17 protein-coding genes are annotated in these 14,165 nt (G+C 70.2%); all 17 read left to right on the top strand.

Annotated features, from left to right (window positions below):
* Positions 1 to 47: 47 nt before the first annotated feature.
* Complete coding sequence (rpoZ, locus tag LXM64_RS08585; protein WP_137416980.1) at positions 48 to 302, top strand: DNA-directed RNA polymerase subunit omega; 255 nt, start codon at positions 48 to 50, stop codon at positions 300 to 302.
* Between the two features lie 90 nt (positions 303 to 392).
* The gene (gene metK, locus LXM64_RS08580) at positions 393 to 1,586 is read left to right on the top strand and encodes a methionine adenosyltransferase (RefSeq protein ID WP_137416981.1); all 1,194 of its coding nucleotides are present in this window, start codon (positions 393 to 395) and stop codon (positions 1,584 to 1,586) included.
* Position 1,587: 1 nt separating this feature from the next.
* Positions 1,588 to 3,588, top strand: a complete 2,001-nt coding sequence (locus LXM64_RS08575) for a primosomal protein N' (RefSeq protein WP_234072868.1) — start codon at positions 1,588 to 1,590, stop codon at positions 3,586 to 3,588.
* Positions 3,589 to 3,596: 8 nt separating this feature from the next.
* Positions 3,597 to 4,517, top strand: a complete 921-nt coding sequence (gene fmt, locus LXM64_RS08570) for a methionyl-tRNA formyltransferase (protein ID WP_234072867.1) — start codon at positions 3,597 to 3,599, stop codon at positions 4,515 to 4,517.
* Positions 4,514 to 5,878, top strand: a complete 1,365-nt coding sequence (locus LXM64_RS08565; RefSeq protein ID WP_234072866.1) for an RsmB/NOP family class I SAM-dependent RNA methyltransferase — start codon at positions 4,514 to 4,516, stop codon at positions 5,876 to 5,878. The genes fmt and LXM64_RS08565 overlap by 4 nt, the downstream gene beginning before the upstream one ends.
* Positions 5,879 to 5,898: 20 nt before the next feature.
* Positions 5,899 to 6,573, top strand: coding sequence for a ribulose-phosphate 3-epimerase (gene rpe, locus LXM64_RS08560; RefSeq protein ID WP_267955096.1), 675 nt, complete (start codon positions 5,899 to 5,901; stop codon positions 6,571 to 6,573).
* A 41-nt stretch (positions 6,574 to 6,614) separates the two neighbouring features.
* Positions 6,615 to 6,878 (top strand): phosphoribosyl-ATP diphosphatase, encoded by a 264-nt coding sequence (locus LXM64_RS08555; protein ID WP_137416985.1) that lies wholly within the window; start codon positions 6,615 to 6,617, stop codon positions 6,876 to 6,878.
* Between the two features lie 43 nt (positions 6,879 to 6,921).
* On the top strand, positions 6,922 to 7,764 hold the full coding sequence (gene hisG, locus LXM64_RS08550; protein ID WP_234072865.1) for an ATP phosphoribosyltransferase: 843 nt from the start codon (positions 6,922 to 6,924) through the stop codon (positions 7,762 to 7,764).
* Positions 7,764 to 8,528: an imidazole glycerol phosphate synthase subunit HisF gene (hisF, locus tag LXM64_RS08545; protein ID WP_137416987.1), complete on the top strand. Its 765-nt coding sequence runs from the start codon at positions 7,764 to 7,766 to the stop codon at positions 8,526 to 8,528. Before hisG ends, hisF begins: the two co-directional genes overlap by 1 nt.
* The gene (hisI, locus tag LXM64_RS08540; RefSeq protein ID WP_234072864.1) at positions 8,525 to 8,881 is read left to right on the top strand and encodes a phosphoribosyl-AMP cyclohydrolase; all 357 of its coding nucleotides are present in this window, start codon (positions 8,525 to 8,527) and stop codon (positions 8,879 to 8,881) included. Before hisF ends, hisI begins: the two co-directional genes overlap by 4 nt.
* A complete protein-coding gene (locus LXM64_RS08535; RefSeq protein ID WP_267955095.1) occupies positions 8,878 to 9,483 on the top strand; it encodes a Trp biosynthesis-associated membrane protein in 606 nt (201 codons plus the stop codon). The genes hisI and LXM64_RS08535 overlap by 4 nt, the downstream gene beginning before the upstream one ends.
* 41 nt (positions 9,484 to 9,524) lie before the next feature.
* On the top strand, positions 9,525 to 9,755 hold the full coding sequence (locus tag LXM64_RS08530; protein ID WP_137416990.1) for a DUF6704 family protein: 231 nt from the start codon (positions 9,525 to 9,527) through the stop codon (positions 9,753 to 9,755).
* A 2-nt stretch (positions 9,756 to 9,757) separates the two neighbouring features.
* Positions 9,758 to 10,534: an indole-3-glycerol phosphate synthase TrpC gene (gene trpC / locus LXM64_RS08525; RefSeq protein ID WP_234075438.1), complete on the top strand. Its 777-nt coding sequence runs from the start codon at positions 9,758 to 9,760 to the stop codon at positions 10,532 to 10,534.
* The gene (gene trpB / locus LXM64_RS08520) at positions 10,531 to 11,799 is read left to right on the top strand and encodes a tryptophan synthase subunit beta (RefSeq protein ID WP_137416991.1); all 1,269 of its coding nucleotides are present in this window, start codon (positions 10,531 to 10,533) and stop codon (positions 11,797 to 11,799) included. The genes trpC and trpB overlap by 4 nt, the downstream gene beginning before the upstream one ends.
* Positions 11,796 to 12,581 (top strand): tryptophan synthase subunit alpha, encoded by a 786-nt coding sequence (gene trpA / locus LXM64_RS08515; protein ID WP_137416992.1) that lies wholly within the window; start codon positions 11,796 to 11,798, stop codon positions 12,579 to 12,581. The genes trpB and trpA overlap by 4 nt, the downstream gene beginning before the upstream one ends.
* A 43-nt stretch (positions 12,582 to 12,624) precedes the next feature.
* On the top strand, positions 12,625 to 13,092 hold the full coding sequence (locus LXM64_RS08510) for a DUF805 domain-containing protein (RefSeq protein WP_234072862.1): 468 nt from the start codon (positions 12,625 to 12,627) through the stop codon (positions 13,090 to 13,092).
* Between the two features lie 41 nt (positions 13,093 to 13,133).
* Complete coding sequence (gene lgt, locus LXM64_RS08505; protein WP_234072861.1) at positions 13,134 to 14,141, top strand: prolipoprotein diacylglyceryl transferase; 1,008 nt, start codon at positions 13,134 to 13,136, stop codon at positions 14,139 to 14,141.
* Positions 14,142 to 14,165: the final 24 nt, after the last annotated feature.

Raw genomic sequence — 14,165 nt, 5'->3', positions numbered from 1 at the left:
TCGTCGAACGACTCTCCGCCGACATCCCCGAACCAGGAGGTACCGCCATGGCTGGGACCAACCAGGGCATCATCGAGCCCCCCATCGACAGCCTTCTCGACAAGGTCGACTCGAAGTACCAGCTCGTCATCTACGCATCCAAGCGGGCGCGCCAGATCAACGACTACTACTCGGATCTGCACGAGGGCAACCTCTTCGACAACGTGGGCCCGCTGGTGGACTCCACGATCGAAGACAAGCCGCTGACGATCGCGCTGCACGAGATCAACGAAGACAAGCTGCGGCTGCGTCACGCCGAGTGATCTGATCACGTCGACGCTCCCCCCGGCACCCTGGTGTCCGGGGGGAGCGTCACAGTGGGGGGTGTCCCTCACGTCTTGAGTGGAGTTGCGATGACCGAGCTGCGTCTGTTCACGTCCGAATCCGTCACCGAAGGGCATCCGGACAAGATCTGCGACCAGATCTCCGACAGCATCCTCGATGCGATCATCGCGGAGGATCCGACTGGTCGCGTCGCGGTCGAGACGCTCGTGACGACGGGTCTCGTGCACGTCGCCGGCGAGGTGTCGACGCGTGCCTACGTCGAGATCCCCGCGATCGTGCGCGACGTCGTGAACCGCATCGGTTACACCTCCAGCGACACCGGCTTCGACGGCGACTCCTGCGGCGTCTCCGTGTCGATCGGCGCGCAGTCCTCGGACATCGCGGCCGGCGTCAACCAGGCGTTCGAGCAGCGCGAGGGACGCTCGGTGGACCCCCGCGACGAACAGGGTGCCGGCGACCAAGGCATCATGTTCGGTTTCGCGACGACCGAGACCGCGCAGCTCATGCCGATGGCGGCGTGGACCGCGCATCGGATGGCCGAGCGCCTGGCCGCGGTGCGCAGATCCGGCACTCTCGATTTCCTCCGTCCCGACGGCAAGACGCAGGTCACCCTCGGCTACGACGGCCACACTCCGAAGACGGTGGAGTCGGTCGTGCTCTCCACGCAGCATCATCCCGACATCGGTCAGGACGAGCTGCGCGAGCTGGTGCGTCGCGAGGTCATCGATCCCGTGCTCGCCGACACCGGACTCGACACGCCCGACGTGCAGTACTACATCAACCCCGCCGGGCCCTTCGTGACCGGCGGCCCCAAGGGTGACGCCGGGTTGACCGGACGCAAGATCATCATCGACACCTACGGCGGCGCGGCGCGCCACGGCGGGGGCGCCTTCAGTGGCAAAGACCCCTCCAAGGTCGATCGTTCCGCCGCGTACGCCATGCGCTGGGTCGCCAAGAATGCGGTCGCGGCGGGTCTCGCCGAGCGGCTCGAGGTGCAGGTCGCGTACGCGATCGGCAAGGCGAGTCCCGTCGGCCTGTATGTCGAGAGCTTCGGCACGGGGCATGTGAGCGACGAGACGATCACCGCGGCCATCCTCGACGTCTTCGACCTGCGGCCCAAGGCCATCATCGACCAGCTGGATCTGCTGCGTCCCATCTACTCGGCGACGGCCGCCTACGGTCACTTCGGCCGCGAGCTGCCCGGGTTCACCTGGGAGCGTCTGGATCGCGTCGACGAGTTGCGCGCCGCAGCCGGGCTCTGAGATGACCGGGGCAGCCGGCCCCGCTCGGCCCGTCGCGCGCGTGCTGCTCGATTCGCCGCTTCCGCAGCTCGACCGCCTCTTCGACTACGCGATCCCGACCGAGTTCGATGAGGACGCGGTGCCCGGAGTACGTGTCCGCGTTCCGCTGCGCAGTGCCGGCCGCGTCGTCGACGGGTTCCTCATCGAGCGTGGCGAGGAGACGGACCACGAGCGTCCGCTCTCCGAGCTCGACAGTGTGGTCTCGCCGATGCCCGTCCTGCCTCCGAGTCTCTACGGCCTTGCCCGACGCGTCGCCGATCGCGCGGCAGGATCCGCATCCGATGTCCTCCGCCTCGCGGTGCCGAAACGGATGGTGCGGGCGGAGAAGGCATGGCTGCATTCGCCTGTGCCCGTCGTCGAGGTGCCCCATGCCGACGCGGTGAAGACCGCTGAAGAGGTCCTCGCGGCGTTCCCGCACCTGGCGGAGGGGATCCGCGCCGGCGAACGCCTCGCCGTGGATGCGACGCCGCGCGTCGTGGAGCTCGCCGAGGGCGGCACGGTCGGATCATGGGCGGTCCTCGTCGCGGCGGCAGCGACCATCACCCTCGCAGCGGGGCGGAGCGTGATCATCGTCGTTCCCGACCACCGTGATCAGGAGCAGGTGATGACCGCCCTCGCGGGGCGTGTGCCCCCGAACGCGCTGGTGCAGTCCGATGCGCGGCAGACCGGTCCCGCGCGCTACGGCGCGTACCTGCGCACCCTCGCGGAGGCTCCCTGCATCGTCGTCGGAAACCGATCCGCCGTCTATTCGCCCACCAGCAACACGGGACTCGTCGTCATCTGGGACGACGGCGATCCGCTGCTCGCAGAACCGCTCAGCCCCGGTGTGCACGCGCGCGATGTCGCGCTGCTGCGCCAGGAGAGCGAGCAGAGCGCCCTGCTGGTGCTCGGTCACACGCGAACCACGGATGTCGAGCGGCTCGTTCAGATCGGTTGGTTCCGTCAAATCGCGGCGGCACGTCGGGTCACGCCGCGCGTCGTCCTGACGGCGACATCCGACGCAGTGGCGCAGGCGCGCATCCCGTCCTCGGCGTTCCAGGCCGTGCGCGACGCGCTGACGGAGGGCCCCGTCCTGGTGCAGGTGGCGCGTCCCGGGTACGCGCCGGTGGTGGTCTGCTCCTCCTGCCGCACGCCCGCGCGCTGTCTGCACTGCTCCGGCCCCCTCCGCGTGCGCAGGCAGGGCAGGCCCCCGGAATGCTCCTGGTGCGGACGCGGGATCGCCGCCTGGCAGTGCGCCGTATGCGAGGGTCAGCATCTGCGTCTCGCGTCGTCGGGAAGCGAGCGCACCGCGGACGAGCTCGGTCGAGCCTTCCCCGGGACTCGGGTGATCGTGGCGGACGGCGACCATCCTGTCGCGCGCGTCGAGCACCGCCCTGCGCTGGTGATCGCGACCCGGGGCGCGGAACCGATCGCAGAGGGCGGTTATCGTGCGGTGCTGCTCCTGGATGGTGACCGGATGCTGCTGGCCGAGGACCTGCGCATCGGTGAGTCGTGTCTGCGGTGGTGGTCGAACGCGGCCGCGCTGACCGCGCCCGGCGCGCCCGTGCTGCTCACCGGGGTCGCCGGGCCGGTCGCCCGCGCGCTGGCCACCTGGACGCAGGCCGCCTACGCCCGCGCGGAGCTCGCCGACCGTGCGGTGCTGCATCTGCCGCCGGCGGTGCGGGTCGCCGTCGTGGAGGGGGAGCCCCGAACCGTGCACGAGGCCCTCGCGCAGCTGCGCGCCGAGGTTCCCGCGCTCGATCCGGACGCCGTCCTCGGACCGTCCGAGATCCTCGGAGAGGACCCGCCCCGCTCGCGCGCCCTGGTGCGTTTCGACTACGGCCACGGCAGGGCCGTGACGGGGTCTCTGCGGGCCGCGGTCGTCGCCGACGCCGTCCGCGCGCGTCGTGCGCGCGGACGGACCCCCGCGCGCAGCCGGAATACACTCAGAGTTCGGGTGGACGTGCCCGATCCCGAGCTGTGAGGAACCCGATGCGTCTTGTCTTCGCGGGAACGCCCGAACCCGCCGTCGCTTCGCTGCGCGCTCTGGCCGCTACCGATCACGAGCTCGCGTGCGTCGTCACCCGCCGCGACGCGCCGGTCGGACGCAAGCGCGTGCTCACCCCGTCGCCCGTCGCCGACGCCGCCGCCGAGCTGGGCCTCGAGGTGCTCAAGACCGACCGGCTGGATGCGGAGGCGACCGAGCGCATCGCGGCACTCGAGCCGGATCTGGGCGTCATCGTGGCGTACGGCGGCCTCGTACGGGAGCCGCTGCTGAGCGCACCGCGTCTGGGGTGGATCAACCTTCACTTCTCGCTGCTGCCGCGCTGGCGCGGAGCCGCACCCGTGCAGCGGGCGCTCATCGCCGGAGACGGCGAGACTGGAACGAACGTGTTCCAGCTGACCGCGGGTCTCGACGAGGGCGACGTATACGGGGGAACCCGCTACCGCATCCCAGCGACAGCCACCGCCGGACGCGTTCTGGAGGATCTCGCGCGCGACGGTGCCGCGGCGCTCGTCGACGTCGTCGACCAGCTGGCGGCGGGGACCGCTCGCGGAGTCCCACAGGCCGGGGAGAGCACGTACGCGGGCAAGCTGACCGCGGAAGACGGCCGTTTGGACTGGACGCAGGCGGCGGATGCGGTCCTGTCGCGCTTCCGGGGCACGACGCCCGAACCGGGCGCCTTCACGACGGTCGAGGGCGTGCGCGTGAAGATCCACGACATGCATCGGGCGGAGCACGCCGCGACCTTGGCGCCCGGCGCGATCCGCGCCGCCCAGTCCGAGGTGCTCGTCGGCACCGCCACCGACCCCGTGGCGCTCGTGCGCGTGCAACCGGCGGGCAAGGCGGCGATGGCGGCGGGCGACTGGCTGCGCGGTCTTCGGGCGGCGGACGGGCTGGTGGCGTCGTGAGCCGCTCGGATCCGCGGCGGGTGGCCTTCGACACGCTGCGCGCCGTCGCCGCATCCGACGCGTACGCGAACCTGCTTCTGCCGGTAGAGATCGCGCGAGCCGGGCTCGACGCGAAGGATGCGGCCCTGGCGACCGAGCTGACCTACGGAACCCTTCGACGTCTGGGCACCTACGACGCGATCATCGCGTCGGCGGCAGGTCGTCCCATCGACGAGATCGACGAGGACGTGCTCGACGCCCTGCGACTGGGCGCGCATCAGCTGCTCTCGACCCGCATCGCCTCCCACGCGGCCGTGCACGAGACGGTGGGACTCGTGCGCGAGACGATCGGCGCGGCACCGACGGGCTTCGTCAACGCCGTGCTCCGGAGGATCTCACGCGACACGCCGGGGGAGTGGCTCGCCCGCATCGAGGCGGCGGCGCGTTCGGACGACGAACGGCTGGGACTCGCGTACGCACACCCGGTCTGGGTGATCCGCGCCTTCCGCCGCGCGCTGTCCGCCGAGGGGCGCGCCGACGAACTTGAAAACCTTCTGCGCGCGGACAACGCCTCGCCGCGGGTCTCGCTGGCGGTGCTTCCCGGTCTCGCCGATCGGCCGGCCGAGCTCGCCCCGACGCGATACTCGCCCGTGGGCGCGCTGTCCGCCGGCGGCGATCCGGAGCCGCTCATCCGGGCGGCCGGCGGCCGCATCCGCGTGCAGGACGAGGGCTCGCAGTTGGCGGCGCTCGCTCTCAGCCGCGCCGTGCCTGTGATCGCGGGAGAGCGATGGCTCGATCTGTGCGCCGGACCGGGCGGCAAGACCGCCCTGCTCGCCGCGGAGGCGCTGGCCGGCGGTGCGCTGCTGGAGGCGAACGAGATCGCGCCGGCCCGTGCGGGCCTCGTGCGTCAGGCTCTCGCGGGTGTCCCCGCCGAGGTCGCGGTGAGCGAGGAGGACGGGCGGTCGCGTGCCGGGCGGGCCCGTTACGACCGCATCCTGGTCGATGCGCCGTGCACGGGCCTGGGTGCGCTGCGTCGGCGACCGGAGGCGCGCTGGCGGAAGTCGCCGGGAGACGTGGCGGCACTGGCGATCCTGCAGCGGGAGCTGCTGGAGAGCGCGCTCGATGCGTTGACGTCCGGGGGCATCGTGGCCTACGTCACGTGCTCGCCCCACCTGGCGGAGACGAGCGCGGTCGTGGCCGAGGTGCGTGAGCGCCGAGGCGACGACATCGAGGAGCTCGATGCCCGCGCCGTGCTGCAGGGCCTGGCGAGCCACCCCCTCGATCTGCCGACGCCCGCCGACGGCGCGGGACGCGCCCAGCTGTGGCCTCACCGTCATGGGACGGACGCGATGTCGATCTCGCTCCTCCGGCGACGCGCGTGAGCGTCGCCGATAATGGCAGGGTGAGCGCTCCCCGCATCAACCCTTCGATCCTCGCCGCAGACTTCGTCAACATGCAGACCGAGCTCGGTCGCATCTCCGGTGCCGACTTCGTGCACGTGGACGTGATGGACAACCACTTCGTGCCGAACCTCACCTTCGGTCCGCAGATGGTCGAGCGGGTGCAGGCGACGAGTCCCGTGCCGCTGGACGTGCACCTCATGATCGACGACCCCGACCGCTGGGCACCCGGATACGCGGAGTTGGGCGCAGCATCGGTGACCTTCCATCTGGAGGCGGCCGCCGACCCGGTCGCGCTCGCACGACGGCTGCGTCAGATCGGCGCACGTGCCGGGGTGGCCATCAAGCCGGGGACCTCGGAGGAGCCGCTTCTGGAGCTGCTGCACGAGTTCGATCAGATCCTCGTGATGACGGTGGAGCCGGGTTTCGGCGGGCAGTCGTTCATGCCGGAGACGATGCCCAAGCTCGCCCGACTCGCCGATGCCGCGCGCCGGGTCGACTCGGCGGTCTGGCTCCAGGTCGACGGCGGCATCGCTCCGACCACCATCGAGCAGGCGGCGTCCGCCGGTGCAGACACATTCGTCGCAGGATCCGCCGTGTTCGGCGCGGCGGATCCGGATGCGGCGATCGCGGGCCTCCGGGCGCAGGCCGCCGACGCGAGGGCCCACCGCCACTGACGGCGACATCCGCGCCGGTCGGCGGACGGTACCCTAGGACGGTGAAGACGTTCGACGACCTGTTCGCGGAGCTGGAGCTCAAGGCCCGGACGCGACCGGCCGGATCCGGCACCGTCGCGGAGCTGGATGCCGGTGTGCATGCGATCGGCAAGAAGATCGTCGAAGAGGCGGCAGAGGTCTGGATGGCCGCCGAGTACCAGAGCGACACGGAAGCGGCGGAGGAGATCTCCCAGCTGCTCTACCACCTGCAGGTGCTCATGCTGGCCAAGGGCCTGACGCCGGCGGACGTGTACCGACATCTCTGATGCCCGCACCCGCCGCATCCGTCACCTTCCCGAGAGTTTTCCCATGCTGAGAATCGCCGTGCCCAACAAGGGCTCCCTTTCCGAGACCGCGGCGGCCATGCTCGCCGAGGCGGGCTACAAGGGCCGTCGCGATCCCAAGGATCTGCACGCCATCGACCCGCTCAACGACGTCGAGTTCTTCTATCTGCGCCCCAAGGACATCGCCACCTACGTCGGTTCGGGTGCGCTCGATGTCGGCATCACCGGTCGCGACCTGCTGCTGGACGCCCGTATGCCGGGCGCCCGTGAGATCGAGGCGCTCGGCTTCGGCGGCTCCACGTTCCGCTTCGCGGGCCCTCCCGGCCGCTTCACCGAGCTCGCCGACCTCGAGGGGATGCGGGTCGCCACCGCCTACCCCGGTCTCGTCGACGCCTACCTCGACGAGCACGGCATCGCAGTCGACCTCGTGCCGCTCGACGGTGCGGTGGAGTCGGCCGTCGAGCTCGGTGTCGCCGATGCGGTGGCCGATGTCGTCTCCACCGGCACCACGCTCCGTCAGGCCGGGCTCGAGATCTTTGGACCTGTCCTTCTGGAGTCGGACGCGGTCCTGATCACCGGCGCGCAGGAGCCCGCAGGTCTCGAGACGTTGCTGCGCCGCCTGCGCGGCGTCATCGTCGCGCGCGAGTACGTGCTCATCGACTACGACCTGCCCGCCGACCTCGTCGACGACGCGATCGCCGTCGCCCCCGGCATCGAATCGCCGACGATCTCGCCGCTGCGGGACCCGTCGTGGGTCGCGGTGCGCGTCATGAGCCCGCGCAAGGGCGTGAACCAGGTCATGGATGCGCTCTACGCGATCGGTGCGAGGGCGATCCTCGTGACCGAGATCCACGCGGCGAGGCTCTGATGAGTCTGGTCTGCCGAGTCATCCCGTGCCTGGACGTGGCGGCGGGGCGCGTGGTGAAGGGCGTGAACTTCGAGAACCTCCGCGACATGGGAGATCCCGTCGAGCTCGCACGGCTGTACTTCGAACAGGGCGCCGACGAGCTCACGTTCCTCGACGTGACGGCCACCGTCGACGAGCGGGCGACGACCTATGACGTCGTGCGTCGCACGGCGGAAGAGGTCTTCATCCCGTTGACGGTCGGTGGCGGCGTTCGCTCCGACGAGGACGTCGCGAGGCTGCTCGCGGTGGGCGCGGACAAGATCGGCGTCAACTCGGCAGCGATCGCGCGCCCTGCCCTGATCGACGAGATCGCCGACCGCTTCGGCGCTCAGGTGCTCGTGCTCTCGCTGGACGTCAAGCGCGCCGAGGGGATGCCCTCCGGGTTCGCCGTCACGACCCACGGCGGTCGCACTCTGACCAAGCTCGACGCGCTCGCGTGGGCGCGCGAGGCGATCGAACGCGGTGCGGGCGAGCTGCTGGTCAACTCGATCGACGCCGACGGGACGAAGAACGGCTTCGACCTCGAGCTCGTCGCCCTGATGCGGGAGATCTCCCGCGTGCCGGTCATCGCCTCCGGCGGCGCCGGGCACGTGGGCGACTTCGCGCCCGCGATCCGCGCCGGCGCCGACGCCGTGCTCGCCGCATCCGTCTTCCACTCGGGTCAGCTCACGGTCGGCGACGTCAAGGATGCACTGGTCGACGACGGGATCGAGGTGCGGCGGTGAGCGAGAGCGTCGAAGAGCGCATCTCCCGGGTCCGTTTCAACGACCAGGGCTTGGTCGCGGCGATCGTGCAGCAGTGGGACACCCGCGAGGTGCTCATGATGGGCTGGATGGATGCGGAGGCACTGCGGCGCACGCTCACCTCCGGGCGTGCCACCTACTGGTCGCGGTCGCGGCAGGAGTACTGGCGCAAGGGCGACACCTCGGGGCACATCCAGGTCGTGCACGGCGCCCGTCTGGACTGCGACGGCGACGCCGTGCTGCTGTCCGTGGAACAGACCGGCCCCGCGTGCCACACCGGCACGCGGACCTGCTTCGACGTGGACGATCTGGACCCCGTTCGAGGCGGCGAGTGATCCGTCGCGCGCGCTCGAGCGCGGTTCTGTCGATCCTGGCGGCGGGGGCTGTGAGCACCCTGGCCGCCACTCAGACCTGGATCCACGTCGCGTTGACAGACGGCGCGGCCGCCGATGTCGCGGTCGCGGGGACGGCGGCCATCCCCGTGCTCACGCCGCTGAGTCTCGCTGTGCTCGCGCTGGGCGCTGCGCTGTCGATCGTCGGTCGGGTGCTCCGGATCGTCTTCGGCGCTCTGACGGTGGCTGCCGCGATCGGAATCGCGCTGCTCACGGCTCCCGTCGCCTTCGACGCGCCCGTCGACGCCTACGCCCCGAGCGTGACGGAGACCACCGGCATCACCGGCGACTCGTCGGTCGCGGCACTCGTCGCGAGCACGAGCGTCACAGGCTGGCCCATCGCCGCTCTCCTCGCCGCCATCGTGCTGCTGGCGGCAGGTTCGTTCGTCCTCGTCACGGGGTGGCGCTGGCCGGGCGGAGGGCGCAGATACGACGCACCGCGCCGACGGGCAGGCACCGCTGACGACGCACCGCTGGATGCGATCGACTCGTGGGACGACCTCTCCCGCGGCGATGATCCGACCTTCCCCGACCCGCCCCGCTAGACTGGATCCGGCCGTCACGTGGCCGCACCCGAAGGAGAGACATGAGCAATTCCATCGACGACCCCGGCCACGGACACTCCCCGGCAGCCTGGACGGCCGTGGTGATCATGCTCGTCGCCGTCGCGCTGGGCACGGTGTTCTTCGTGCTCGACATGCCTGTGCTGGTGTGGGCGTCGGTCGGTCTGCTCGTCGTGGGTTTGATCACCGGGTGGGCTCTGGCCCGCGCCGGTTGGGGCGTCAACGGCCCCAAGTACGTCGCGAAAGAGCACTGATGGTGCTCGCCGACCTCACGGCCGGCGCAGTGGAGGATGCCCGCGAGCGAGAGTCGCGCACGCCTCTCGCGGTCGTGGAGCGCGCTGCGCTGGAACGTCCCGCTGCGCTCGACGCGCTCGCGGCACTCGCCCCGGCGGACCGCGTGAAGATCATCGCCGAGGTGAAGCGGGCGAGCCCGTCCCGCGGCGATCTGGCGGCGATCCCCGATCCCGCCTTCCAGGCGTCGCGTTACGAAGAGGGCGGCGCCAGCGCGATCTCGGTGCTCACCGAGGGGCGCAAGTTCAAGGGCAGCCTCGCCGACCTCGAAGCCGTGCGCGAGCGCGTCTCGGTCCCGGTTCTGCGCAAGGACTTCATCGCCACGCCGTACCAGGTGCTCGAGGCCCGGGCGTCCGGGGCGGATCTGGTGCTGTTGATCGTCGCCGCCCTCGAGCAACCGCTCCTCGTGGAGCTTCACGAGCTCGTTCTCCAGCTCGGCATGACGCCGCTCGTGGAGACGCACTCCGCGGAAGAACTGTCTCGCGCATCCGATCTCGGAGCACGTCTCATCGGGGTCAACGCGCGCAACCTCAGCACCTTCGAACTCGATCGCGATCTGTTCGGCCGTCTCGCCGATTCGTTCCCGAGCGATGCGATCAAGATCGCCGAGTCGGCGGTCCTCACTCCTGATGACGTGCGCCACTACCGCTCCGGCGGCGCGGACGTCGTCCTCATCGGCGAGGCTCTCGTGACATCGGAGCCGGTCGCGACCCTGCACGCTTTCCTGGAGGCTGGATCATGAGTCTGCGCGATGTCAAAGGACCCTTCTTCGGTCAGTACGGCGGGCGCTACATGCCCGAGTCGCTCATCGCCGCCATCGACGAGCTGACCGCGGTCTACGAGTCCGCGATCGTCGATCCCGCCTTCCAGGCGGAGTTCGCGGAGCTGCTGCACTCCTACGCCGGACGTCCCTCCGTGCTCACCGAGGTGCCGCGGTTCGCCGCCCACGCGGGTGGCGGACGCGTGTTCCTCAAGCGCGAGGACCTCAACCACACCGGCTCGCACAAGATCAACAACGTCCTCGGTCAGGCGCTGCTCACCAAGCGCCTGGGCAAGACCCGCGTCATCGCGGAGACGGGCGCCGGCCAGCACGGCGTCGCGACCGCGACCGCGGCTGCGCTGTTCGGCTTCGAGTGCACGATCTACATGGGCGAGGTCGACACGGAGCGGCAGGCCCTGAACGTTGCGCGGATGCGGCTGCTGGGCGCCGAGGTCATCCCTGTCACGACGGGCTCGCGCACCCTCAAGGACGCCATCAACGAGGCGTACCGCGACTGGGTGGCGAGCGTCGAGACGACGAACTACATCTTCGGCACCGCGGCGGGGCCGCATCCGTTCCCCGCCCTCGTGCGCGACTTCCAGAAGATCATCGGCGAGGAGGCGCGCGCACAGCTCCTCGAGCAGGTGGGCCGGCTTCCCGACGCCGTGTTCGCGTGCGTCGGTGGCGGCTCGAACGCGATCGGCATGTTCGACGCGTTCCTCGACGACGAGTCGGTCGCGCTCTACGGCGTCGAAGCGGCGGGCGACGGGGTCGACACCCCGAAGCACGCAGCCTCCATCGAACGCGGTCGTGCGGGCATCCTGCACGGTGCCAAGACCTATGTGCTCCAGGACGAGGACGGCCAGACCGTCGAGTCCCACTCGATCTCGGCGGGTCTGGACTACCCGGGTGTCGGTCCCGAGCACGCGTGGCTGGCCGACATCGGTCGTGCCTCCTACATCCCTGCCACCGACGACGAAGCCATGCAGGCGCTACGTCTGCTCTCGCGCACCGAGGGCATCATCCCCGCCATCGAGTCCGCGCACGCGCTGGCGGGCGCGTTGCGCATCGGCAAGGAGCTGGGCCCCGACGCGGTCATCGCCATCAACCTGTCCGGTCGCGGTGACAAGGACATGGACACCGCCGCCCGCTACTTCGACCTCTACGACGCCGCGGGCGATGAGGGGTCGCCGGTCGACGTGCCGCCGTCGTCCGACGAGGCAAAGGGAGAGGGGACCGAGCTGTGAGCTCACGCGTCGCAGCGGCCATCGAGGCCGCCCACGCCGAAGGACGGGGCGCGTTCGTCGGATACCTCCCGCTCGGTTTCCCCGACATCGCCACGAGCATCGAGGCGGCGGTCGTGCTCGCCGAGAACGGCGCCGACATCATCGAGCTCGGTCCGCCCTACTCCGACCCGGTGATGGACGGCCTGGTGATCCAGGAGGCGACACAGGCCGCGCTGGCCGCAGGCTTCCGCCTGCGCGACCTGTTCCCGGCGATCAAGGAGATCACGAGCCGCGTCGACGTTCCCGTCGTCGTGATGACGTACTGGAACCCCGTTTTCCAATACGGCGTCGACCGATACGCCGATGACCTGCTCGCGGCCGGGGGAGCGGGACTCATCACCCCCGACATCACTCCCGAGGCGGCTGCCGAGTGGATCGCAGCGAGCGAGCGGACGGGACTCGACCGCATCTTCCTCGCCGCACCCACCTCGAGCGACGAGCGGCTCGAACTCGTCGTGCAGAACTCGACCGGGTTCGTCTACACGGTCTCGACGATGGGGATCACCGGGGAGCGCGCCGAACTGGATGCGGCCGCTCGCACACTCGTGGCGCGACTGCGCGAAAAGGGTGTCGAGCACGCCGCGGTCGGCATCGGGATCTCGAACGCGGACCAGGTCTCCGGCGTCCTGGAGTACGCCGACGGCGCGATCGTGGGAACCGCCCTGGTGCGGGCCCTCCGTGACGGCGGACTCGAGGAGCTGGGGCGCACCGCCCGGGCCCTCGCCGACGGCACGCGTCGCTGAGCCAGGTTCGCGGGATGGGCGCTGTTCGCGTAGCGTCGCGCAGGTGAGCTCCTCCACGACCCCCTTGTCGCTCCCGCTGTACGGAGCATCTTGGCCGCAGGCGATCGCGCGCTACTTCCTCAAGTACGCGACGTTCGCGGGCCGGGCGAGCCGCAGCGAGTTCTGGTGGTGGGTGCTGACGAACGCCCTCGTCGGGATCGGATTCCAGATCGTCTCGACCGCCGCCGGCGACCCGTTGACCTTCTCCGCGTGGCCCGCGCCCTACGTGGTGTGGGACGGCGCGCAATCGGACGCCGGCGTGACGACGGTCATCGGGGCCATCGCCGTGCTCTACTCCCTGGTCACGCTGCTGCCCGGTCTCGCGCTCACCTGGCGCCGTCTGCACGACACGGATCGCAGCGGGCTCTGGTTCTTCATCCTGCTGATCCCGCTGATCGGCGCGATCGTCCTCCTGGTGTTCACGATCGAGCGTTCCCGACCCGAGGGCGCGCGCTTCGACAGGTATCCCTGAGCGCGCACGAGCGCACCATCGACGCCTTTAGACTCGTCGTCATGACGTTCGCCCTCACGAGCGCGCCCGCAGGCGTGCTCGCCAGCATCCCGAGCCCTCCGATCAACCACTTCGACCTGTGGCCGGGCGGCCCGGAGATCCGCTTCTACGCGCTGTGCATCATCGCCGGCATCGTCGTGGCCACCATCCTCACGAACCGGCGCCTGACCAAGCGCGGCGGCGAGCCCTGGGTCGTCGTGGACATCGCGCTGTTCGCGATTCCGCTCGCGCTCATCGGCGCCAGAGCCTTCCACGTGCTCACGCACCCGGGGTTCTACTTCGGTGAGGGCAAGAACACCTGGAACCCCTTCGAACAGGGTTCCGTGTGGGCCATCTGGGAGGGCGGCATCGCGATCTACGGCGCCCTCATCGGCGGCGCGATCGGCGCGCTCATCGGCTGTCGCTGGACGGGGATCCGGTTCTGGAGCTTCGCCGACGCCCTGGCCCCCGGGCTCATCATCGCCCAGGCGATGGGCCGTTTCGGCAACTACTTCAACCAGGAGCTGTTCGGTCAGCCGACAGACGGATGGTGGGGGCTGGAGATCGCCCGACCGAACGACGCGATCCCCGTGGGACTGCCAGAGGGCACGCTTTTCCAGCCGACCTTCCTCTACGAGGTGATCTGGAATCTCCTGGGCGCGGCCGTCATCCTGTGGGCCGGAAGGCGTTTCACGCTCCAGTGGGGTCGTCAGTTCGGTCTCTACCTCGTCTGGTACTCGGCGGGCCGAATCGTCTGGGAGAACATCCGTATCGACCCGAGCGAGGTGTTCCTCGGACTGCGCTCGAACGTATGGGCAGCCATCCTCGGCGTCATCCTGGGTCTCGTCATCCTGGTCGTCCAGAAGGTGCGTCACACGGGCCTCGAGGCCTCGCCGTACCGGCCCGGTCGCGAGTGGGTGGACAAGTCGGCTGTACAATCGCAGAACACCGAGGACTTCGTCGATGTGAGCGCACCCCCCGCCGACGAAACCATCACCACTGGCAGCGCCACAAGCACCGCCGCCAAGTAACTCTCCGGGCCGACGTCGTCCCAG

This window comes from Microbacterium binotii, from assembly GCF_021398715.1.
Classification (GTDB): domain Bacteria; phylum Actinomycetota; class Actinomycetes; order Actinomycetales; family Microbacteriaceae; genus Microbacterium; species Microbacterium binotii_A.
This window is presented reverse-complemented; position numbering and strand designations above follow the sequence as displayed.